Annotated in this window: 14 protein-coding genes; 10 read left to right on the plus strand and 4 right to left on the minus strand. The window is 72.0% G+C overall.

Going from position 1 to position 22,549, the window contains the following annotated elements; translation table 11 throughout:
- The first annotated feature begins 183 nt into the window (after nt 1–183).
- From ACFWJ4_RS29610 to ACFWJ4_RS29635, 6 genes are all read left to right on the plus strand, one after another.
- The gene (locus ACFWJ4_RS29610; protein ID WP_380549122.1) at nt 184–1,857 is read left to right on the plus strand and encodes a trypsin-like serine protease; all 1,674 of its coding nucleotides are present in this window, start codon (nt 184–186) and stop codon (nt 1,855–1,857) included.
- 347 nt (nt 1,858–2,204) lie between these two features.
- Complete coding sequence (locus tag ACFWJ4_RS29615; RefSeq protein WP_359899300.1) at nt 2,205–3,470, plus strand: acyltransferase; 1,266 nt, start codon at nt 2,205–2,207, stop codon at nt 3,468–3,470.
- Nucleotides 3,471–4,108: 638 nt separating this feature from the next.
- Nucleotides 4,109–6,385, plus strand: coding sequence for an Ig-like domain-containing protein (locus ACFWJ4_RS29620; RefSeq protein ID WP_380549124.1), 2,277 nt, complete (start codon nt 4,109–4,111; stop codon nt 6,383–6,385).
- A 257-nt stretch (nt 6,386–6,642) separates the two neighbouring features.
- A complete protein-coding gene (locus ACFWJ4_RS29625) occupies nt 6,643–7,809 on the plus strand; it encodes a serine hydrolase domain-containing protein (RefSeq protein WP_380549126.1) in 1,167 nt (388 codons plus the stop codon).
- Nucleotides 7,810–7,847: 38 nt separating this feature from the next.
- Entirely contained in the window at nt 7,848–8,663 is an 816-nt protein-coding gene (locus ACFWJ4_RS29630) for a serine hydrolase domain-containing protein (RefSeq protein ID WP_380549172.1), read from the plus strand.
- Between the two features lie 146 nt (nt 8,664–8,809).
- Nucleotides 8,810–10,138 carry an MMPL family transporter gene (locus ACFWJ4_RS29635; RefSeq protein ID WP_380549175.1) on the plus strand — a complete coding sequence of 443 codons (1,329 nt, stop codon included), beginning with the start codon at nt 8,810–8,812 and terminating at the stop codon, nt 10,136–10,138.
- Nucleotides 10,139–11,216: 1,078 nt separating this feature from the next.
- Here the strand turns inward: ACFWJ4_RS29635 and ACFWJ4_RS29640 are convergent.
- The 3 genes from ACFWJ4_RS29640 to ACFWJ4_RS29650 all read right to left on the minus strand — a co-directional run bounded on the left by ACFWJ4_RS29640 (nt 11,217) and on the right by ACFWJ4_RS29650 (nt 14,093).
- Nucleotides 11,217–11,426 carry a DUF6243 family protein gene (locus ACFWJ4_RS29640; RefSeq protein WP_063352004.1) on the minus strand — a complete coding sequence of 70 codons (210 nt, stop codon included), beginning with the start codon at nt 11,424–11,426 and terminating at the stop codon, nt 11,217–11,219.
- Between the two features lie 796 nt (nt 11,427–12,222).
- Complete coding sequence (locus tag ACFWJ4_RS29645; protein ID WP_380549128.1) at nt 12,223–12,849, minus strand: HAD family acid phosphatase; 627 nt, start codon at nt 12,847–12,849, stop codon at nt 12,223–12,225.
- On the minus strand, nt 12,846–14,093 hold the full coding sequence (locus ACFWJ4_RS29650) for a hypothetical protein (RefSeq protein ID WP_380549130.1): 1,248 nt from the start codon (nt 14,091–14,093) through the stop codon (nt 12,846–12,848). The genes ACFWJ4_RS29645 and ACFWJ4_RS29650 overlap by 4 nt, the downstream gene beginning before the upstream one ends.
- Before the next feature lie 350 nt (nt 14,094–14,443).
- Here ACFWJ4_RS29650 and ACFWJ4_RS29655 point away from each other — a divergent pair, with 350 nt between their 5' ends.
- Nucleotides 14,444–15,082 carry a TetR/AcrR family transcriptional regulator C-terminal domain-containing protein gene (locus tag ACFWJ4_RS29655; RefSeq protein ID WP_380549131.1) on the plus strand — a complete coding sequence of 213 codons (639 nt, stop codon included), beginning with the start codon at nt 14,444–14,446 and terminating at the stop codon, nt 15,080–15,082.
- Between the two features lie 52 nt (nt 15,083–15,134).
- On the opposite strand, the gene ACFWJ4_RS29660 is transcribed toward ACFWJ4_RS29655, so the two are convergent.
- Nucleotides 15,135–17,501: a SpoIIE family protein phosphatase gene (locus ACFWJ4_RS29660; RefSeq protein ID WP_380549133.1), complete on the minus strand. Its 2,367-nt coding sequence runs from the start codon at nt 17,499–17,501 to the stop codon at nt 15,135–15,137.
- 566 nt (nt 17,502–18,067) lie between these two features.
- Here ACFWJ4_RS29660 and ACFWJ4_RS29665 point away from each other — a divergent pair.
- From ACFWJ4_RS29665 to ACFWJ4_RS29675, 3 genes are all read left to right on the plus strand, one after another.
- Entirely contained in the window at nt 18,068–18,544 is a 477-nt protein-coding gene (locus ACFWJ4_RS29665) for a YybH family protein (protein WP_380549135.1), read from the plus strand.
- A 111-nt stretch (nt 18,545–18,655) separates the two neighbouring features.
- Complete coding sequence (locus ACFWJ4_RS29670; RefSeq protein WP_380549138.1) at nt 18,656–20,710, plus strand: hydantoinase/oxoprolinase family protein; 2,055 nt, start codon at nt 18,656–18,658, stop codon at nt 20,708–20,710.
- Nucleotides 20,707–22,398: a hydantoinase B/oxoprolinase family protein gene (locus ACFWJ4_RS29675; protein WP_380549141.1), complete on the plus strand. Its 1,692-nt coding sequence runs from the start codon at nt 20,707–20,709 to the stop codon at nt 22,396–22,398. Before ACFWJ4_RS29670 ends, ACFWJ4_RS29675 begins: the two co-directional genes overlap by 4 nt.
- Nucleotides 22,399–22,549: the final 151 nt, after the last annotated feature.

Consider the following 22,549-nt stretch of genomic DNA (forward strand, 5'->3'; position numbering starts at 1 on the left):
GGCCGCGCGGTCCGCGCCGGCCTCACCGTCGGCACCACCACCCAGACCGTCGACGTCCCCACGAACGGCTTCCAGGGAGTCGGCGTAGGCACCGGCGGCGACCCGGCCGCCCTCGTCGAGCTGACCGTCACCGGCTGACCACCACCCCCCGCATCACCACCTCTCACGTTCGGGAGCCCACTCATGCCTCGCAACTCCTCGTCCCGCAACCTGCGGGCGGGCGCGCTGACCGCCGTCCTCGCCGCCGGATCCCTGACGACCCTCGCCACGCCCCCAGCCGGCGCCGTGGTCGGCAACGCGGCCGCCGACGGGTCCTACGCCTTCACCGCGCGCCTGGCGATCGGCGACACCCTGCGCGCATGCACCGGTGCGCTGGTCGACCGCAACTGGGTGCTCACCGCCGCCTCCTGCTTCGCCGACGACCCGGCGCAGCCGCAGGCCCTGGCGGCCGGCGCGCCGAAGTGGAAGACCGTCGCCACCGTCGGCCGCACCGACCTGACCACCACCGGCGGCAGGACCGCCGAGGTGTCCGAGCTGGTGCCGTACGCCGGCCGTGACCTGGTGATGGCCCGCCTGGCCACGCCCGTCGACGGCATCGCCCCGCTGGCGGTGGCCACCGCCGCGCCGACCGCCGGGCAGACGCTGCGCGTGCCCGCGTACGGCCGGACCAAGGACGAGTGGGCTCCGCTCAAGCTCCACTCCGGTGCCTTCTCGCTCGACACCGTGACCGCCGCCGGCCTCGGCACGACCGGCACCGGCGGCGCGGCGATCTGCAAGGGCGACACCGGCGCCCCCGTGATCCGCGAGACGGGCGGCAGGGCCGAGCTGGTCGCCGTCGCCTCCCGCTCCTGGCAGGGCGGCTGCCTCGGCGAGACCGAGACCCGCACCGGCGCCTACAACACCCGCGTCGACAACGTCGCCGGCTGGGTGCAGCAGACCCGGGCGAAGTCCCTGGGCTGGAAGACCCAGGCCCTGGTGCGCAGCGACGCCAACCTCTACTTCGCCAGCCGTCTCTACGACGGCACCTGGACCCCGTACGAGGACGTCCAGGCCACGGCCGGCAACATCGGCGGGGTGCGCGCCGTCGCCTCGGCCGGCATCAACGCCGACACCCACATCATCGCCCTGGGCGGCGACGGGCACCTCCACTACGCCATCCGCAACCTCGACGGCGGCTGGAAGCAGACGTTCGCCGACCTCAACGTCGCCCTCACGGACCTCAGCGGCATCACCCAGGTCTCCATCGCCTCCATCAGCGACAACCTGCACGTGGTCGTGGTCGCCAACGGCACCCTCTACCACTCCATCCGCAACGGCGCCGGCCAGTGGACCCCGTTCAACGTGGTCACCGACGTCACCGGCCCGCTCAACGGCATCACCGCCATCTCCGCCGCCGGAGCGTCCGGGGACGCCGGACCCGAACTGCACATCGCGGCCGTGGCCGGCGGAAAGGTCTACCACACCCTGCGCACCGGCTCCGGAAGCTGGGGCACCTGGGGGGCGGTCTCCGAGGCCGCGGGCAGCACCGGCCCGGTGAGCGGCGTCGCCGTCTCCCGCCAGGGCAACGACCTCAACCTCGCCCTCATCGCGAGCGACGGCCAGTACCACACCATGCGCTACCTCAACCACACCTGGCAGCCCGTGACGTCCCTCGGCGGCGTCATCGGCAACGTCACGGGCACCAGCATCAGCGCCACGCCCGTCGACACCGACGCCGTGTTCGCCATCGCCACCACGGACAACAAGGTCCTGCTCACCGCCCGCCACAACGACGGCACCTGGGCCGCCCCCGAGAACCTCGACCTCACCGCCATCCCGGGCAACCACACCGGCACCACGATCACCGGCACGCTCTGACCGACGCCCTCCGATCGACGTCCTCCGACCGGCGCGCCCTCCGCGCGCCGATCCGTCGTGCGTCCTGGTGCGGGGTGGTGGTCCCACTCCCGCGCCAGGGCGCGCGCGTCAGGAACTCCCGAGGGCCGGCCGTCCCCGGCCTTCCCCGACCGCACCGTCCGCCCCCGGCCAGTCCCCGGCCATCCCCGACCACACCGTCCGCCCCCGCCCCGCCTCCGGAGGCGGCCCCGCCCCTCCCAGCACTTGCCTCGACCACGGGAAAAGGCCCTGCCGCAGCCCGTCGCCGCCCTGCCCTGTCATGCGCAGGGGCCTGCAAGCGGCTTACAGGGCGTGCGTTATCGTCAGCCGTGAGCATTTTCCCCCGGCAACGACCAGGTTCCTCGGGCCGCCGCAAGTCCGCCAAGGGCGGCCGTCTCGCCGTCCTGGACGGCCTGCGTATCCTGGCCGCGCTGATGGTGGTCTTCCACCACTACATCGGCTACGGCGGCGGCACCAAGCCCGAGATCAGCGCCTGGGGCAAGCCGGCCGAGCAGGTGTTCCACCGCGCCTCCGCGCCCGCCGCGTACCTCTGGACGGGTATCTGCCTGTTCTTCGTGATCAGCGGCTTCGTGATCTGCATGAGCAGCTGGGGCCGTCCGGTGGGCGACTTCGTCCGCTCCCGGGTCATCCGGCTCTACCCCGCGTACTGGTTCGCCGTCCTGCTCACCACCGCGGTCGTGACGATGTGGCCGCTCGTACGCCAGCCGCTCCCCTCCGAGCAGGTCCTCGCGAACCTCACCATGTTCCACGTGGGTCTGGGGATCCCGAACGTGGACGCCGTCTACTGGACGCTCTGGGCCGAGCTGCGCTTCTACCTGCTGTTCGCCATCGTGGTGTGGCAGGGCGTGACCTACCGGCGGATCGTGGCCTTCTGCTCGATCTGGACGGTCGCCGGCATCGTCTCGGCGAGCACCAAGTGGCCGGTCCTGGAGTTCTTCGCGATGTCGGACGTCTCCTCGTTCTTCGTCGCCGGCCTCGCGCTCTACCTGGTCCACCGGTACGGTCCCAACCTCATGCTCTTCGGCATCGTCGGGATCAGCTGGATCCTCTCGGTGCTCTACACCATCCAGCACCAGCACGACGTGAACACCGTCCTGGGCCGGCCCGAGCTGCCGACCTGGCCCGCCGTCCTGCTGACCACCCTCTCCTACCTCGTGATCACCGCGGTGGCCATGGGCTGGGGCTCCCGGATCCAGTGGCGCTGGCTCACCTTCGCCGGCGCCCTCACCTACCCCCTCTACCTCCTCCACGAGGCCATGGGCTGGACCGCCCTGCGCGCCCTCTACGACCACGGCACCAAGCCCTGGACGGCGGTCGCCATCGTCGTCACCGGCATGCTCGTCGCCTCCTGGCTGGTCCACCGGCTCATCGAGAAGCCCCTGACGCCCCGCCTCAAGACGGGCATGACCAGGAGCATCGACCAGCTCCGCGCCGCCGAACCCCTCCCCCCGCAGCCCGCCCCGGCGCCGGCCCGGGCGCCCGGCGTCCTGGAGACCGTCACCACCCCCTGGGCCACCGCCTTCACCCCCAGGGACACCCACCCGCCGCAGCAGCACACCCCCGACTCCTACTGATCTCGCCCCACCCCCGCGGCCCGACAGGGACCGGCGCCACCCGGCACCGGTCCCTGTCCGCTTTTCCGGCCCCATCACCCCCTGTCGGCCTCACCGGCCCGGCCTTCGCCCCCCGGCCCGGTGCTTCGGCAGCTCCGACGGTGCGGGCCGGTCGGGCCGGTCGGGCCGGTCGGGCCGGTCGGGCCGGATCGCGTTTCCTCCTCGACTTGCGCGCCCTCGACGCGCCAGGTATGGAGAATCGCCGGAAGATCTGTACCGACACGTACCATCTGCTGTGCATCAAGCATGTGACGGTGCGTCGTCTCGCACTGCTGCGAGCCGACCCACGTCATGCCGACGAGGCGCGTTCACCGCGCTTCGGCGAACCGGACGGAAGCCGGTACGCCCGAATGCGTGTGGGCCGGCCCGGATCCCGGCAGAGCCATTCAGGTGTTCCGGCCCCGAGGAGGTCGCGGGTGATGACGAGAAGCTCCATAGCGTGACCGGCGCCGACGCGCACCAGGGACTCAACGGCCGCCGAAAGGATTCGGCCGACGCGACTCAACGGCGAACACCCCGCACCCGCAGCCGATCGGCCGCGGTGTCGGAGGCCGACCGGCTCCGGGATGGAGTTCGCCGGATTTCCTAGGAGAGAAGCAATGCCACCACTGGCAATGATGCGGCCTGCCCTCAGACAGACCGTCGTCGTGCTGGCCGCGCTCGCGGCCCTGCTGATCCACGGGGCGCAGACCCCCGCGTACAGCGCTTCGATCAATGCGATCACCGGTATCGCCACCACCTGGGCCGGATCGCCGTCCGCGCCGCTCCATCCCGGGATGACCGTCACCACGCAGATCACCTGGTGCGTCCCGGACGGCAGCCATGCGGGTGACACCTTCTCGGTCACGATGCCGGCGCAGCTCGCGAACTTCCCGTCCGGCACGCAGACCGTGCTGGACGGCACCGGCGCGGCCATCGGCACCGCCACCATCGCCGGCCAGCCCGCCGTCGTCACATACACCATGGGCGCCTATGTCGAGACGCACACGGGCGTCTGCGGGCAGACCACGATCAGCGCCCAGCTGTCGACCAACAACAACGGCGCGCAGGACCTCGTCTACACGACGAACGCGGGGGTCACGTTCACCACCCCGATCGTCGTCGAGCCGTGGCCGCCCCGCAATCCCGCCAACGCCGAGAAGTACGGGCTCATCTACACCGGCACCGCCTTCCCGGACACGAACATCGTCTGGGTGATGCACACCCCGGCGAGCACGACGGCCACCACGGCCACGTTCACGGACACCGCCCAGGCCGGCCAGGCCTTCAACTGCGCGGCGTTCGTGCCGGGGCTGGCACTCCCCTACTCCACCGATCCCGCGTCCACCATCGCCCAGCAGAACCTGGACACGGCCACCAACACACTGGGCAACGACGTCACCTACACCGGCACGGCCACCCTCAACTCGTGCACTCCGACCGGCATCTCGGTCACCGTCACCGTCCCGGCGAACACGAGCGTCGGGCTGATCCTGCCGGTGACGATCACGGACAACACCCTCAAGCAGTTCTCGGACACCGTCGTGGTCGCCATGGGGGACGGCACCAGCCAGAATGCCGGAACCTCGCTGGACAACCCGAACTGGAACAACTCCGGCGGCGGGAACAACCTCTCCATCGTCAAGTTCTCCACCGACGAGGGCCCGACGAACGGCGACCACAACACGGCACCCGGCAAGTCCGTCCCCGCCGGCACTCCGACGCCGGTGACGATGACCGTCAGGAACAACGGGTCTCTGGTGCTGAGCAACGTGGAGGTCACCGACAGCACGACGTCCGGCCCGGCCCTCACCGGCCTGTCCTGCGACTTCTCCCCCTTGGGCGGCCCGGCCACCGGTACGACCTGGGCCGGCCCCTTCGTGCCGGGCGCGACGTTCGACTGCACGGGGACCATCCCGGCGATGGAGCCCGGCACCCAGGAGACCGACACCTCCACGGTCACCGCCACCACCACCGCAGGCATCACCGTCACGGCCTCGGACTCCTTCAACGCGGCGACACCGCCCTCGACCCCGGCGCTGACGATCGCCAAGTCCGTCTCCCCGACGACCGTCTCCGCCGCGGGCCAGGCCGTCACGTACTCCTTCCTCGTGACCAACACCGGAAACGTCGACCTCACCGACATCGGAGTGACCGAGACCCAGTTCTCCGGCACCGGCACCTCCCCGACAGCGACCTGCCCGGTCACCATGCTCGCCCCCGGCGCCTCCACCACCTGCACCGCGACCTACACCGTCACCCAGGCGGACATCGACGCGGGCACCGTGACCAACACCGCCACCGCCCACGGAACCCCACCCAACGGCCCACCCACCACCTCAGCCCCCGCAACCGCCCGGATCACCGCGCCCGGCACACCGGCGCTGACGATCGCCAAGTCCGCCTCCCCGACGACCGTCTCCACCGAGGGCCAGGCCGTCACGTACTCCTACCTGGTCACCAACACCGGAAACGTCGACCTCACCGACATCGGAGTGACCGAGACCCAGTTCTCCGGCACCGGCACCTCCCCCACGGCGACCTGCCCGGTCACCACGCTCGCCCCCGGCGCCTCCACCACCTGCACCGCGACCTACACCGTCACCCAGGCGGACATCGACGCGGGCACCGTGACCAACACCGCCACCGCCCACGGAACCCCACCCAACGGCCCACCCACCACCTCAGCCCCCGCAACCGCCCGAATCACCGCGACCAGCACACCGGCACCCCTGCCGACGCAGCCCCCGAAGCACCCGAACGAGCTGCCGAACACGGGCGCCGAAGAGCTGCTCTACGCGACCGGCGCGACCCTGCTGGTCGGCCTCGGCACACTGGCCCTGGTCTCCGCCCGCGCCACCCGCCGCCTCCCGAGGCCTCGCTCCGGCAGGCAGTAGGCCGGCCGCACGCGGCCGACGGAACCAGCCCCGGGCAGCCCGGTGCCGGCCGGCCGGCACGTGCTTTGGCCCGCGGGCGTGGCGGGTGGTCCTGTCCCCGCCCTGGGCCAGGAGCACGGTCCTGCCCGGGGGCATCTCCCGGAGCCGGCTCCCAGGTTCGGTCTCGTCCTGGGTGCGGACGAACTCCCCCGCCTCTGAATGGTCCTCTTGACCAAGGCCGGAAATCACCGGAACGGTCCATCCAGAGGGGTTCCTCCGTGCACGAGAACACACCGCACAGCCGCGTCCAGCGTTCCCGCCGGGGCGGCCGGCACCGGACGGTGGCGGTCGTGACCGCCGTGGCCGCCGGTGTCATGGCGGCCGGGGCGCTGGCACCGAGCGCGGCGTTCGCGGGCGGCAAGCCGGACGGCGTCCAGCAGAGCCTGAACGCGCTGGTGAAGGACGACGGTCTGCCCGCCGCGCTGGCCTCCGTGAAGGGCCGCGACGGCCGCACCCGCACCTACACCGCCGGCGTCGGCGACCTCGCCACCGGGGCCAAGCCCCCCGTCGACGGGCAGGTACGGATCGGCAGCAACACCAAGACCCTCACCGCCGTCGTCGTCCTCCAGCTCGTCGCCGAGGGAAAGGTCGGCCTCGACGAGCCCGTCGAGACCTACCTGCCCGGCCTGCTGCGCGGCGACGGCATCGACGGACGCGACATCACCGTCCGACAGTTGCTCCAGCACACCAGCGGCCTGCCCGAGTACGTGGACAAGGACTCCATCCTCACCGGCCCGAACCGGTACTACGAACCGCGCGAGCTCCTCGACGCGGCTCTGGCCCGGAAAGCCCACTTCGCCCCGGGTACGCGCTGGGAGTACAGCAACACCAACTACCTGCTGGCCGGCCTGATCATCCAGAAGGTCACCGGGCGGCCGCTCGGCGAGGAGGTCAACCGGCGCATCGTCGACCGCATCGGTCTGCGCCACACCTACTTCCCCACCCCCGGCGACACCACCATCCACGAGGCCCACCCCAAGGGCTACAACCGGGAAGCCGACGGCTCGCTCCGCGACTACACGGAGCTGGACCCGTCCTGGGGTTGGGCGGCAGGCGCCGTCGTCTCCACCCCCAGTGACATCACCCGCTTCTACACCGCGCTCCTCGGCGGCCGGCTCCTGCCCCCGGCACAGCTCGCCCAGATGCGCACCACCGTCCCCGCCGACGAGGTGGGTCCCGGCGTCCGCTACGGGCTGGGCCTGGTGAGCCATCCGCTGTCGTGCGGCGGCCTGTACTGGGGCCACGGCGGGACCATCCCGGGCTACTACACCGCCGGGGGCGCCACAGACGACGGCCGCGCCGCCGGCATCGCGGTGACCGTGATCCCGGGCGACGAGGCCGAGCAGCACGTCAAGGCCACGGTGGACGCGGCCCTGTGCCGCTGACCCCGCGGACCGTCCCCGGTCCGGCCTGAGCATCCGCGATCCGCACCGGCACCACCACCGGGTTCCGCGCGCCCCGGCACGCCTCGGCGCGCGGAACCCGCACAGCCGCGTCCAGCATTCCCGTCCGTCAACTGCTCCAGCACACCAGCGGCCTGCCCGAATACATGGACGCCCCCGCCCTCTCGGACTTCACCGCCGTGCAGTACCGCTACTTCGAGCCCCGCGACCTCCTCGACGGCGCCCTCGCCCAGAAGGCCCACTTCCCCGCGGGAACCGACTGGGAGTACAGCAACACCAACTACATCGTCGCCGGGCTCCTCGTCCAGAAGGTCACCGGACGACCCGTCGGAGAGGAGATCACCAAGCACGTCATCGACCGCGTCGGCCTGCGCCACACCTACTTCCCCACCCCCGGCGACACCACCGTCCACGAGGCCCACCCCCACGGCTACTTCCGCAGCACGCCGGACGCGCCCCCGGTCGACTACACCGACACGGACACCTCGATCGCCTGGGCGGCCGGGGCGATCGTCACCACCAACACCGACCTCAACTCGTTCTTCACCGCGCTCCTCGGCGGCCGGCTCCTGCCCCCGGCACAGCTCGCCCAGATGCGCACCACCGTCCCCGCCGAACCCCTGGGCCCGGGTGTCCGCTACGGTCTGGGCCTGCAGAGCAGGCCGCTCTCCTGCGGCGGCCCGGCCTGGGGCCACGGCGGCACCTCCCCCGGCTACCGCTCCCGCGGCGGCGTCACCGACGACGGCCGCGCCGCCACCATCACGGTCACCACCGTCCCCGGCGCGGACGGCGCACAGCACATGGCGGCCGCCCTGGACGCGGCCCTCTGCCGCTGACCCACCCCTCGGACCGGCCCCCGCGCGCGGGCGCCGGACACCGGACAGCCCCGCTCCGCCGGCTTCAGCCGTCCGTCCGCGTTCGCGGACCGGGCCTCGCGACCAGGCCGGTCTCGTAGGCCGCGATCACCTCCGCCGCGCTCACCATCGTCGCCGCCTTCACCACCCTCGGGGTCGCCGGCTTCGGACAGTTCCGGGTGCTCGGCCCGGCCGTCGCGGTCTCGGTCCTGGTCATGCTGCTCGCCGGCCTCACCCTGATGCCCGCCGTACTCGCGGCCTGCGGACGCGCACTGTTCTGGCCCTCACGCGTCCTCAAGACCGTGCCCCGCGACGGCGCCGCCGCCCGCTTCGCCGACCTGGTGGCCCGCAGGCCCGTGGTCATGGTCCTCGCGTCGCTCGCCCTCCTGGCCGCCCTGGCCGGCGGGCTCGCCGGGATCAGGATGGACTACGGCCTGGGCGGCGGACCGCGCACTGCCTCCCGGACCACCGCCGCCGAGATCTCCCGCGCCCTGCCCGCCGGCGTGGTGGACCCGACCAGCGTCCACGTCGAGACCGAGGGCGCCGGCCCGCTCTCCCCCGGCGCGCTGGACGGCCTCACCCAGGGCCTCACCCGGGTCACCGGCGTCGGCCAGGTCACCAAGCCGGTCCTGAGCGAGGACCGGCAGGCCGCCAGGACCGACCTGTTCGCACCGGTGGTCCTGATGCTCTCGGTCGGCCTCGGCTTCGCGGCCACCCTCGGCGCGGCAGCCCTGCTGTTCCAGCACGCGATGGGCAAGCCGGGCGTCAACTTCACCCTGCCCCTGCCCCTGCCCCTGCCCCTGCCCCTGGTCCTGTTCCTGTTCGTGGTCGCGCTCGGCACCGACTACAACATCCTGATCAGCGACCGGATCCGGGAGGAGATGGAACACCCCGGTCCGCCCCGGGCCGCCGTCGCACGCGCCCTCCGGCACACCGCCCCGGCCATCGCGACCGCGGGCCTCGTCCTGGCTGGCTCCTTCGCCAGCCTCGCCGTGACCCCGCAGCCCTCGACCCAGCAGATCGGCTTCGCGACCGCGCTCGGCATCCTGCTCGCCGCGTTCCTGCTGTCCATCGTCCTGGTGCCCGCCCTGGCCGCGCTCCTCGGCCGCAGCCTGTGGTGGCCCCTGCGCCCCGGATGCCCCACCGGCCGACCGGCCACCCAGCCGCAGGCGGACACCTTCCCCCCCACCCATACGCACCGCACGACGAAACGGGCGCGAACCCGTCCTCGGTCCCCAGGGACACCACTGACCCCAACCACCACGGCCCCCGGCGGAACCACCGCCCGGGACGCCGCGCGGGAAGGCCGTACAGCCGCCGCACCGGACCTGGAGGACGGTCGAACCGCCGGACACCGCCCCGGCCGGGCGGTGTCCGGCGGTTCACGGCGCGCGCAGCGCCCTCAGCCCTCCTCGTCCCCCCTCAGGACCGCACCCACCACCGGTGGCCCTGGCTGACCTGCCCCGCACCCTGCCAGGGGCCGAACAGCAGGACGCCATCGAGGAGTTCAACACAACGCTGGACGGCCACCCGACCGAACTGACCACCACGCCGCCCCGCCTGAAGGACCCGGCGGCAGCTGCCGCCGGGTCCTTCAGGGTCGCCGAGGGTCCGGGTCCACACACCCGTCGGCAGCGCCGTGGCACTGTGGCGCGGCGCCCGGAGAACGCGGCTGGCCGAGCAGTGGGTTTCGGCGACCCTCCGGCCACCAGCTGCGGTCCCCGACAAGCCCCTGGCAAGATCGCAGAACGGCGGCACCGCGGCCGCCCACCACCTGCCACACCATCAGCAAAAAGGCCGCTGACCTGGGATTTCTCCCAGCCAACGGCCTTCCGACATACTGTCGGGACGACAGGATTTGAACCTGCAACCCCTTGCCCCCCAGTCAAGGGGTTCAACTATTGTCGGCAGCCGAGACCTCAAGGCCTCGGCTTTCTTGAATCTCAACTGCACTGAAAACAAGGAAAGTTGAGACTCATCTGAAGATCCACGGTCGACAGGACTCGAACCCGCTCGATGCCCAACCGGGTTCAAGTTCATACATAGATGTCTGTTATCGCCCACAGGCGCTCATAGGCGCTCACCAGTCGTGGTCCCAAACTGGTCCCCAAATGGTCCCAGGGACTCGGTCACTGCGGGTGACGACAATCTGTCGACCCTTCAGCAGGGCCCGCCTGTGGGTTCCGCATCGGCCTGTCCGCCGGAGTCGTTCTGGCCAGCGGGTTTCGCGGTTGTCCCACCGAGGTGTCCACCAGTGTTGTCCTGCGGCCGTGTCCGCATCCTCTGCCGCCGCCGGCTGCGGTGTTGCCCGGGCTGGGCACGGGGGCGTGCTGAGCTGCTGGTGCAGCTCGGGGTGGTGGCAGTGACGGGGCTGCCGATTCTGCGGCTGCCCCGGGTGGTCGGCTGAGCCGAGACGCGGGTGGTCGGCCGAGAGCTGAGCGGGACCGGCCGCGCCCGGTACGGCAGCAGGGCTCGGACCGCGCGTCGCGGTCCGAGCCCTGCCCCCGTGCGGTGCCGCGCTGCGGCGGCGGTGCGTCAGCCCTGTACGGTGTCGCCGCCCGCCTGCCCGGCACCCTCAGCCGTTCCTGCCTTCTCGCGCATCTTGCGCACCAGCTCCGCCTTCTGGTCGGCTGCACCCTGGCGGTCGAGGTTGCGGTGCGGACCGTTGTTCTGCCGTTCGGCGCGGGACTGCCTCTTGCGCTGGCCGCCGCCCATGCCCACGGGGTTGTTGATGTTCTTGCTCACGGTCGTGGGTTCTCCCGGTGGTGAAGTGAAGTGAAGTGAAGTGATCTACGGATTCATCGGTGGGGGACGGGCCGCGACGTCGAAGGACGTCAGCAGGGGCCCATCACGCACTCACTCGTAAATCGGGGTCTGGAAGAACATGACCAAGACGTTACCCGGTTCCGTCGGCCCTGAACACCAACCTTTTCGCCGCCCCGCGTCGGCCGGGCCTTCGGCGAGCGCCCGGGGCCGGCAGGTTCCTTCGGAATCCCAGCGCCGCCAGCACCCGCCAGCACCCGCCGGTCGTCGCCGCCCGCCCTGTCCAGATGGGCGTTACTGGGCCGCGGGGGCGCTGCCAGTGGTCGCGAGCACACTGATGGCATGCCGTCTTCATTGAGCGCGCCGAGGATTTCCCCGTCAGGTCGTTCCTCCGGACGCTCACCCGCCGAGCCGCACTGGCGATGTGTGCGGGCGGACAACTCCACCCAGCGATTGTCGTGCCGGACGACCAGAAGACCGGGGCAGTGCGTGTGGCCGAGCATTCGGCTTCCCGCCGGAGCCAGGGAACGCGGCCAGACGCTTCCGAGGAAGGACGCCCGCCCCGCACCCTGCTTGTGGGGGTAGTGGAGACATGTTCGAGGTGGGTGCCTGCCGGCCTCAGGGCCTCCTCGGCGATGCCGGTAGCGGAGGCGGGGGCCTTTGGCACGGATACCGATGTGCCTCATGACCGTCCCCGCTCGCCTTCGGCATGGGAACCGCCCGGGGTCCGGCGCAGCGGCCGGGCCCCGGATGATGTGGATCGCCCCGGTGGGGTGGGTCAGGAGAGCAGGCCGTTGTAGTCCGGCAGCTTGAAGGTCTGCTCGGCGTGGCCGCCGTTGAGGTCCGTCCAGTTGTTGCCGATGCTGGCGATGATCGTGTAGCCCTCGTTCTCGACCTTGATCCGCTCGTCCGTCTTGTACTGCTGCACCGGCTTGAAGAGGTCGCCCAGGCCACGTCCGTGCAGCTCGTCGACGGTGTAGCCGGCCTTCTCCAGGCTGTACCGGGTGACGGGTTCGATGAAGTCCACGCGTGCGGTGACGAAGATGATCGCGACCCCGCGCGAGTGGGCGTACTGCGCCAGCTCCACCACCGGCGGGATGCCCGGCATGGTGAACGGGTGGAAGTGCGTTGCGAGGGTGGTGTTGTCGATGTCGAAGACGATCGCGGGCGTCTCGTCGGTCGGCTCGGCCGTGCGCTGCTCGACGTAGGCGCGGGCGGGCGCGATCGCGGCGGTGACGTCGGCCAGCCACTGCTGCTCGGTCACCGCGCTGCCGCTGCCTGCCACCGAATCGGTGGTGGCGACAGGGGCCGCGGGAGCGGGGGCGGCGACGGCGGGGGTGGCGAGACCGGCGGTGATCGCGGCCGTCAGGGTCGCGGTGGCGACGAGCTTTGCCTTGATGGTCATGTCTGGAACTCGGCTTTCACTGTGATGGAGGGACGGACGGACGGTCGGTCAGGTGGTCGGCGTGGCACCCGGGTTCGTGCTGCTGTGGCGCGAGCCGGCCACGAGGGTCCATTCCTGGCGGTAGAGCGTGAAGGGCAGGTCCTCCTCGAACAGCGGGGTGCCGAGGACGGCGATCCTCGCCAGCGCGGCCCGTCCACGTCGAGCCCGCCGTAGAGGCCGCCGCTGCCGTCGACTGCGACCATGACCGTGCCCCGCACATCGGCCCGCAGGTACGGCCTGACGGTCGCCTTCACGCCCAGCGCGTCGTAGAGCGCGACCGAACCCTCAGCGACCAGGGCGCTGCGAAGCCGGTGAACGTGGCCTTGACCGGGGTGACGGTGGTGCTGGTCGGGTCGGTGGACCCGGTCAGGCCGACAGTGAGGTGCCAGTCGGCGTGCGCCTTCAGGTCGAAGCCGACCTCGGCCTCCTCGGGAGCGAGGATGCCGTGGGTGCCCCGGTAGGAGAAGACAACGCTCGGGTCGAGTTCGAGCGAGCCCGTCAGCGAAGCCGTGGAGCCGCCGGGCAGCGGGACGGTGTCGTTCGCGTCCAGCCTCAGCGCGGCCGAGGCCGAGCCGCTGCCCCCGTCGGGCCGCGGGGACGTAGGAGACCTTGAGGTCCTTGACCTTGGGGGTGACCTGGATCTTGTGCGGATCCAGCGCGGCCTTGATGTTCGCCCAGGTCTGGCCGAGCAGTTCGGAGATGGTGGCCGGGCGGGTTTCGACCTGCACCTTCCGGGCGCCGGCGGGCTTGACGGCCGTGATCGCCAGCAGCGCGCCCTGCGGCGCGGCGGCCGACGGCGGGCTGTCGATCAGCCGGCCGGTCTGCACGGCGGCGGTGGCCGCGGCGGTGGCGGACGGACTCGGCGCGCCCTTGCTGTTGTCGGTGACGACGGCGAGCACGGCCTTGCCGCTCTGCCGGTCGTACGAGGCCGGCTTGAGGTCCGCCGCCCCGGCCGCGACGGTCGGCGTCCCGGACGGGGACGAGGTGGCCGCCACCTGAGCACCGGGGACGATCGGGGCGGCCAGCGGCGAGACCGGCGAAACGGCCGACGAGCCGACCGCCTGGGTGGCCGACACGACGGGCGTCGGCGTGGTGGACGGCGCGCGGTCGGCGGGCTGGGCCGTCGGGCTCGACGGGTCGCAGGCACTGAGCGAGAGCACCACGGAGACGACGAGCGCCGGCAGCGCGAGGGTGCGCACGGACATGCGGAGGGTCACCTTCGGCGTAAGGCGGGCAGGGAAACCCGTCCGGGTGGCAGGCGATCAACAAGATGTCAAGGGCATGCCAGACGGCGGGTCGGCAAGGTCCACCGCAGGAGGAACCCGGGTGGCTACCGGCTCATTGAGGGAGCACGTGGGGGCGGCCGAAGTCCGGGCCGCGAAGGCGAGTTGCCCTTCGCGGCCTTGGCCTGGCGCCACAGGGGAGGACGCCAGGCCAAATCCGCAGGCATCCCTAAAACTAGAACCAGTAGTTTTGCCTGGGCGAGAACGTACACTAGTCCGCGACGAGGGACCAATACCCGGGGGTAACCACCAGTCGACGAGAGGACCAACAGATGGGCAGGCCGCCACGACCGCTGCTGACCCGGGACGGAATCATGCGGGCCGCCCTCGCCCTGGTCGACGAGGAAGGCGCCGCCGCGCTCTCGACCACCCGCATCGCGGCCCGACTGGGCGCCAAGGGCCCGTCGCTCTACAACTACGTCGCCAGCCGCGACGAGATCATCGACGGTATCGGCGACCTCATCGTCGCCGAGATGGATCTCGATCCGACCGTCCGGCCGTGGACCGCAGCCCTGGACGCCTGGGCCCGCTCCTACCGCGCCGCGCTCGCCCGCCACCCGAACATGGTGCCGCTGCTCTCCTCCCGGCCGACCCGGTCCGCCACCGCCCTACAGGGCTACGCCTGCGCGTTCGCCATGCTGCGGGAAGCCGGCTGGCCCGAGGAGCACGTACTCGCGGTCGTCCAGTCCATCGAGTACCTCCTGATCGGCTCCGCACTCCACCTCAACCACCCGCACGACGCGGCCTGGAAGGACGAGGCGCTCCCACCCGGACTCGACCCGCTGCGCAACGCCCCACCCGACTTCCGCGAGCAGGCCTTCGAGACCGGCCTCACCGCACTGATCCGCAGCTTCCAGGAGACCCTGAACGACCTTCAGGCCCGCCACGACGGCCGGCACACCGACGTGTGACTCGGTGGCGCCGACGGTGGCGAGCAGTGCCGGCCGGACGCCGGCCGCATCTTCACAGCACAGGTGGACGAGGGAGCGACTGCTCGGCCCAGATGGTCTTGCCGGTGCCGGTGTGCCGCGTGCCCCAACGCTCGGTGAGCTGGGCGACCATCATCAGGCCGCGGCCGCCCTCGTCGAAGATGCGGGCGCGACGCGCGTGCGGTGCGGTGCTGCTGGCGTCGGAGACCTCACAGATCAGCGTGCGGTCCTTGATGAGCCGCAGCTGGATGGGCAAGGCACCGTAGCGGATCGCGTTGGTCACCAGCTCGCTCACCGTGAGTTCGGTGACGAAGGCCAGCTCGTCCAGCTCCCACGCCTGGAGCTGCGCGGTCGTCCACGCACGGGCCTCGGCGACGACAGCCGGATCGGCGGGCAGGTCCCGGCAGGCGACATGCCTGGCGTCCAGAGTGCGGGTGCGGGCGATGAGCAGCGCGACATCGTCGGCGGGCCGCTCGTCGAGCAGCGCCTTCAGGACGGTGTCACAGAGAGTGTCGAGGTCCAGGGCGGCGCCTGGCGGGGAGACGGAGCCGGCGAGGGCCGTGCGCAGGGCGTTCAGGCCGGTGTCGATGTCGCGACCGCGGGCTTCGATCAGGCCGTCGGTGTACAGCGCGAGGAGACTTCCTGCGGGGAGCTCGGTTTCGACGGACTCGAACGGTAGCCCGCCCAGTCCCAGTGGCGGGCCGCTGGGCAGTTCGATGAAGTCCACGGTGCCGTCGGGGATCACCAGAGCGGGCCAGGGGTGGCCGGCGCCGGCGAGCGAGCACCTGCGGGAGATGGGGTCGTAGACGGCGTACAGGCAGGTGGCGCCGAGTTCTCCGGGTGGCGCGTCAGCGCACTCCTGTCCCGTGCCGACCCGGATGACGAGGTCGTCCAGATGCGCGAGCAGCTCGTCGGGGGCCAGATCGACGTCGGCGAGGGTGCGGACTGCCGTGCGCAGGCGCCCCATGGCGGCGGAGGCGTGGATGCCGTGGCCGACGACATCGCCGACGACCAGGGCGACCCGGGCTCCGGAGAGCGGGATCACGTCGAACCAGTCACCGCCGACACCGGCCTTCGAGCCTGCGGGCAGGTAGCGGCCCGCGACGTCGACGGCGGCCTGCTCGGGATTCTCCTGTGGCAGCAGGCTGTGCTGGAGGGTGAGGGCGGTGGTGCGCTCGCGGGTGTAGCGGCGGGCGTTGTCGATGCAGACCGCTGCGCGTGCTGCCAGTTCCTCGGCGATCTCCAGGTCGTCCTGCCCGTAGGGTGCGGCGGACGCGGCCAGACGGGTGAACAGGACGACGCCGAGGTTCACGCCGCGGGCCCGCAGCGGAACGGCGAGCAGCGAGTGCGGGCGGTGTCGGCGTATCCAGGCCGCCCGGTCAGGGTCATGGGCGAGCCAGTGGGTGATCTCGGCGTCGGTGATCCGGTGGACGATACCGCGGCCGCCGGCCAGGCAGCGGGCATGCGGTGAGGACTCCGGATAGCCGGCCGGCTCGCCGGCCGCGACGACACCCGGCACGTCGGAGCGGACGGCGACCCGGCGCAGGACCAGGCGCCCGCCGGTACGGATCGGTGCCGGCTCATCCCCTTGCAGCACGGCGTCGAGCAGATCCACCGAGACGAAGTCCGCACAGGCGGGCACGGCCACGTCGGCCAGCTCCTGGGCGGTGCGGGCCACATCCAGGCTGCTGCCGATGCGCCTGCTGGCCTCGTCGAGCAGCGCCAGACTTCTCCGGGCCGACGCCTGCTCGGAGAAGTCGAGCACGGTCTGCTGCACGGCGTGCACCCGTCCCGCCGGGTCCTTGAGCGGGGCGAGGTGGACGATCCAGGCGTGCGGGAAAGCCTCTCCCGGCACCTGCACGCGGTTCTCGATCCGCTCCGGCCGACCCGTCGCCGCCACGCGCTCGACACTGCGCTGCGGGACCTCGAACAGGGGGTCCGGCATGTGCTCCGTGATCCGAAGCCCGCGAAGCTGCTCCTCCGTGGCCGCGAGCTGCCGCACCATTTCCGCGTTGACGCGCAGGAACCTGCCCTCGGTGTCGTAGATCGCCTGGGCGAACGGGGACTGGTCGAACGCCCAGTGGACCATCGGGTCGCTGTCGCGGTCGTCCCCCTGCCCCAGCGGGGCGGCCTCGAACAGCCAGCTGACCCGCCCGTCACCGGCGGGCAGCGGACGCACACACAGTCGGCATTCCACCGGGCCGCCGTCGCGGTGGCGCAGAACCACCCGGCCGACCCACTGCTCCTGCCGTGCCAGCCGCTCGCGAGCCACCTGCGGAAGCGGCGACGCGAGCAGATCCGCTGCAGGTCGGCCCGCAGCGTCGGACGCGGAGTACCCGAGCAGCCGCTGCGCGCCGGGGCTCCAGCCCGTCAGTACTCCGTCCGGAGTCGCGATCGCCATGGCCACACCCGTGATGAGGGGGCCGCTGGGCCGGCTGTCGCCCGCCGCTGGTGTGTCCATGGCGATCATCTCGCTTCGCGCGTCCGCTGACTCAAGGATTCCTCGGGCACGGCACAAGTTCACCTCGGGCCGCGCGAGCAGGCCGCCCTCGGTCGCCGCCACGGCAGGCTTCCGGAGCGCGCCGCGCAGCTGACTCGCCGCCTTCGGCGCGTGCGCGGACGACAATCGCGGTCGGACGGAGCCTGGGCGCTACCGGGCAGTCGTGCGGCGGCTGAGCGCCGCATCGACGATCTGCTCGGCCGAGGCTTTCGCAGTTCGGCAGGGGATGAACCGGCCGACCTCGCCTCGCCGCAGTTGCGAGACGGCACCATCGAGGCAGCCTCGCGTTCCCCGAAGCAGGGGCGGCCACCATCACCGGTCCTACGCGCGATCCGCGAACCAGGAGCTCGGACCCACGATCGTCCCCACCGGGTGGCCCGATCCGGTCGCCGGAGTGTGTAGGTTGGCTGCCCGCCGCCGCTCGACCGGCCGCGCTCCCCTCACCCGCAGCCCTCAGGAGGCCCGCCATGCCCGTATTCCCACGTTTCCCCGTCGGCGCCCGCCCGGGCGCGCAACCGGCCGACGCCGCAGCCGTGTGGCAGGTGATCACCGCCATGTACGAGGCCTACGCGGCCGGCGACCGCCCCCGGATCGACGCCTGCCTCGACCCGGAGGCCACCGTCTGGGACTCCGGAACCGCCGAGCTGCTCCTCGGGAAGCCGGACCTGGACCGGGTGCGGGAGGCCCGCCCGGCTGCGGGCGACGGGCCGGTGGAAACCGGGCTGGAGCCGTACGGACAGGTCGTGGACGTCTTCGGTGACATCGCGGTGCTGCGCTTCTGGCTGCGGGTGGACTTCGCACCCGACCCGGACGCCGGAGAACTGCGCCCCGAGCTGGTCCGCAACACTGCCGTCCTGCGGCGTGGCGGGGGCGCTGCGTGGCGCATCGTCCACCTGCACGAGGACGTGCAGCAGCCGGGCGGGGTCCCGACCGGGGAGCACTGAACCAGGCACGGCGCACTGTCGCGGTCCTGCGCCAGTGCGCCACGCACAGCCCTGCCCGGAGGACCCGGGCTAGCGTCCTCGGCGATCCCTTGGAGAAAGCCGGGAGGCGGCATGACGTATCGAGTGGCCATGGACATCGGTGGGACGTTCACCGATGTCGTCGCCTATGACGAGGACAGCGGTACCTTCTTCGCGGCCAAGGCGCCGACGACGCCGGGAGACCTGGCCGAGGGGGTCTTCGCCTCGCTGGGCCGGGCGGTGGACTCGCCCGGCGACATCTCCTTCTTCGTGCACGGCACGACGCAGGGCCTCAACGCCCTGCTGGAGCGCAAGGGCGCCCGCGTCCTTCTGGTCACGTCGGCCGGCATGCGGGACGTCTACCACATCGCCCGGGGCAACCGGGACCGGATGTTCGACCTGCACTACCGCAAGCCGAAGCCACTGGTCGACCGCTGCGACACGGTGGAGGCCGGCGGCCGCCTGGACTGGCGCGGCGCCGAGCTCGAACCGCTCGACGAGGACGCCGTACGGGCCGCCGCCCGGCGCGCGAAGGACGAGGGCTTCGACGCGGTCGCCGTCTCGTTCCTCTTCTCGTACGTCAACCCGGACCACGAGCTGCTGGCGGCGAAGATCCTCGAGCAGGAGCTCGGCGAGGACGTCGTCGTGGTGCTGTCGCACCAGGTGGCCGGCGAATGGCGCGAGTACGAGCGGACGTCCTCGGCCGTCCTGGAGGCCTACACCGGCCCGGTCGTGCGCCGGTACCTGAGCCGGATCGAGGGGCGGTTCGCCGAGCACGGCCTGACCGTCCCGGTCCAGGTGATGCAGTCCTCCGGCGGCATCGTGAACGCGGCGCACGCCCGCCGCCACCCGCTCCAGACGCTGCTGTCCGGGCCGGTCGGCGGCACCATGGGCGGGGCCGCGGCCACGGGCCTGCTGGGCCGTCCCAACGCGATCTGCGTGGACATGGGCGGCACCTCCTTCGACGTCTCGCTGGTCCTCAACGGCCGCCCCGACGTCTCCAACGAGGGCTCGGCGGACGGCTTTCCGGTCCTCATGCCGCTGGTCAACCTGCACACCATCGGCGCCGGCGGCGGCTCCCTCGCCTACGCGGAGGCCGGCGGGCTGCGCGTCGGCCCGGAGTCGGCCGGTGCCGTGCCCGGGCCCGCCTGCTACGGCCGCGGCGGCACCCGGGCCACGGTCACCGACGCCAACGCGGTGCTCGGCCGGGTCGATCCGGAGTGGTTCGCCGGCGGCCACATGACGCTCGACGTCGCCGCGGCCCGCCAGGCCGTCGGCACCCTCGCCGACGAACTCGGCCTGGACCCGCTGGAACTGGCGGGCGGCATCTGCGACGTCGCGAACGCCAAGATGGCCCAGGCGATCCGCACCCTCACCGTCGAACACGGCCTGGAACCCCGGGAGTTCGTCCTGCTGGCGTTCGGCGGGGCGGGCCCGATGCACGCCGTCGAGATCGCCCGTGAGCTCGGCATCCGCGAGGTCGTCGTGCCGCGTTTCCCCGGGGCGTTCTCCGCCTGGGGCATGCTCGGCACCGAGGTCCGCCGTGACCTGACCCGGCAGTTCTTCACCTCGGGCGCCGACCTCGACGGCGAGGCCATGGCCCGCACGCTGGCCGCCCTGGAGGACGAGGCACTGGGCGAACTCGCCGAGCAGGGCGTCCCCGTGGAGCGGCGGCGCGTCGAGCACGTCGTCGACATGCGGTACGCGGGCCAGGACTACACCCTCGCCGTGCCCCTGCTGTTCGCCGCCGAGCCGGCCGCCGACGACTTCCTCGCCACCGCCGCCGCGCGCTTCGCCCAGCTGCACGAACGCCGCTACGGGCACGCCACGCCCGAGGCACCGGTCGAGTTCGTCACCCTGCGCAGCACCGCGCTTGGAGCGCTGCCCGAGATCGCGGCCGTGCCGTACAACGCCGACGAGAACGCCTCCGACACCGTGCAGCGGCGTCAGGTCGTCTTCGCCGGCCGACCGCACGACACCGCGGTCCTGCGCCGCGAGCGGCTGGTGCCCGGACAGCGCGTCGACGGACCCGCCGTCATCGTGGAGGCCACCTCCACCACCGTCGTCCCGCCCGACTCGTCGGTCACCGTCGACGAGAACGGCTTCCTCGTCATCGAGGTCGGAATCAAGGTTGGAGTTTCGGCATGACGGCCACCGGCACCCGGGCGATCGACCCGGTCACCACCGAGATCATCCGCTGCGCGCTGCTGCAGGCCGCGGAGGACATGAACACCACGCTCATCCGGTCGTCCTACACGCCCACCATCTACGAGGCGAAGGACTGCGCGGTCGCTCTGCTCGACCGGGACCACAACGTGCTCGGCCAGTCCTCGGGCCTGCCGATCTTCCTGGGCAACCTGGAGGTGTGCACCCGGGCCACCGAGGAGATGTACGGCGCACAGGTCTGGCGTCCCGGTGACGTCTGGGTCCTCAACGACTCGTACATCGGCGGCACCCACCTCAACGACGTCACCGTATACGCCCCGATCTTCAGCGAGGACACCGGCGGCGAGCTGATCGGCTTCGCCGCCTCGCGGGCGCACTGGATCGACATGGGCTCCAAGGACCCCGGCGGTTCGATGGACTCCACGTCCATCTACCAGGAGGGCCTGCGGATGGGCCCCCTGAAGATCTACGAGAACGGCGAGCCCTGCGAGCAGGCGCACTCGCTGATCGCCCGCAACGTCCGCTTCCCGCAGCCGACGCTCGGCGACATGCGCGCCCAGGTCGCCTGCGCCCGCACCGGCGCCCGCCGGTTCGCCGAGATCGTCCGCCGCTGGGGGCTGGAGACCGTCCTCGCCGCGCGGGACTCGATCTTCACCCAGACCGAGCAGCTGGAGCGCGAGCAGATCGCCGCCATCCCGGACGGCGTCTACGAGGCGACCGGCCACCTGGACAACGACGGCATCGACCTCGACACCCCGCTGCACGTCACCGTGCGCGTCGAGATCTCCGGCGACCGGATGACGATGGACGTCACCGACTGTGCCGACCAGGCCACCGGCCCCGTCAACTGCGGCGCGGCCCAGACCGTCGCCGCCTGCCGGGTCGGCTACAAGCTGCTGGTCAGCGGCGACGTCCCGCTCAACGGGGGATCGTTCAGGCCGCTCGACGTGGTCACCCGGCCGGGTTCGATGCTCGCCGCCGTCGAGCCGGCGGCCTGTCAGTACTACTACTCCCACCTCGGGCTGGTCATCGACCTGGTCGTCAAGGCGCTCGCGCCCGCGGTGCCCGCCCGGGCGGCCGCCGCCAGCTACGGCGACTCGATGATCGTGCAGTTCACCGGGACCGACCCGCGCAACGGCCGGCTCTTCGTCTCCCAGGAGGCCACCGTCGGCGGCTGGGGCGCCTGGCAGACCGACGACGGCGAGTCCTGCCTGATCAACAACGTCAACGGCTCCCTGCGGGACATGCCCGTCGAGGTGTTGGAGACCCTCTTCCCGGTGCGCGTCACCGAGTACGCCGTCCGCCCCGACTCCGGCGGCGCGGGCCGCACCCGCGGCGGCAACGGCGTGGTGCGCGAGTACCGCTTCGAGGCCGACCAGAACCTGTCCCTGTGGTGGGAGCGTTCGGTCACCCCCGCCTGGGGCGTCTTCGGCGGCGGCGAGGGCGCCCCGCCGAACGTCGTCCTCAATCCCGGCCGGGACGACGAGCGTGAACTGCTCAAGGTCAACGCGCTGGCGGTGCGCCGGGGCGACGTGCTGCGCTGTGAGAGCGGCGGAGGCGGCGGGTTCGGCCCGGTCGCCGAGCGCCCCGCCGACGCCGTACGGGAAGACCTCCGGCAGGGCCTGCTCACCCGCGAACGGGCGGCGGCCGCCTACGGCGTCGATGCCTGACGGATTGCCCCACCACCCCTGATCCGGGCCCGGTTGCCAAGTCCCCCTGCACGGCGACCGGGCCCACTCCCTCGTCTTCCCCGCCGCGTCCCCACGCGCCGGCCGGGGAAGACGAGGGTTTTCCCGCTGTGCCGTCCCGGTGTCGACCCGT

It is taken from the genome of Kitasatospora sp. NPDC127067 (assembly GCF_042724755.1).
GTDB lineage: Bacteria > Actinomycetota > Actinomycetes > Streptomycetales > Streptomycetaceae > Kitasatospora > Kitasatospora lactacystinica.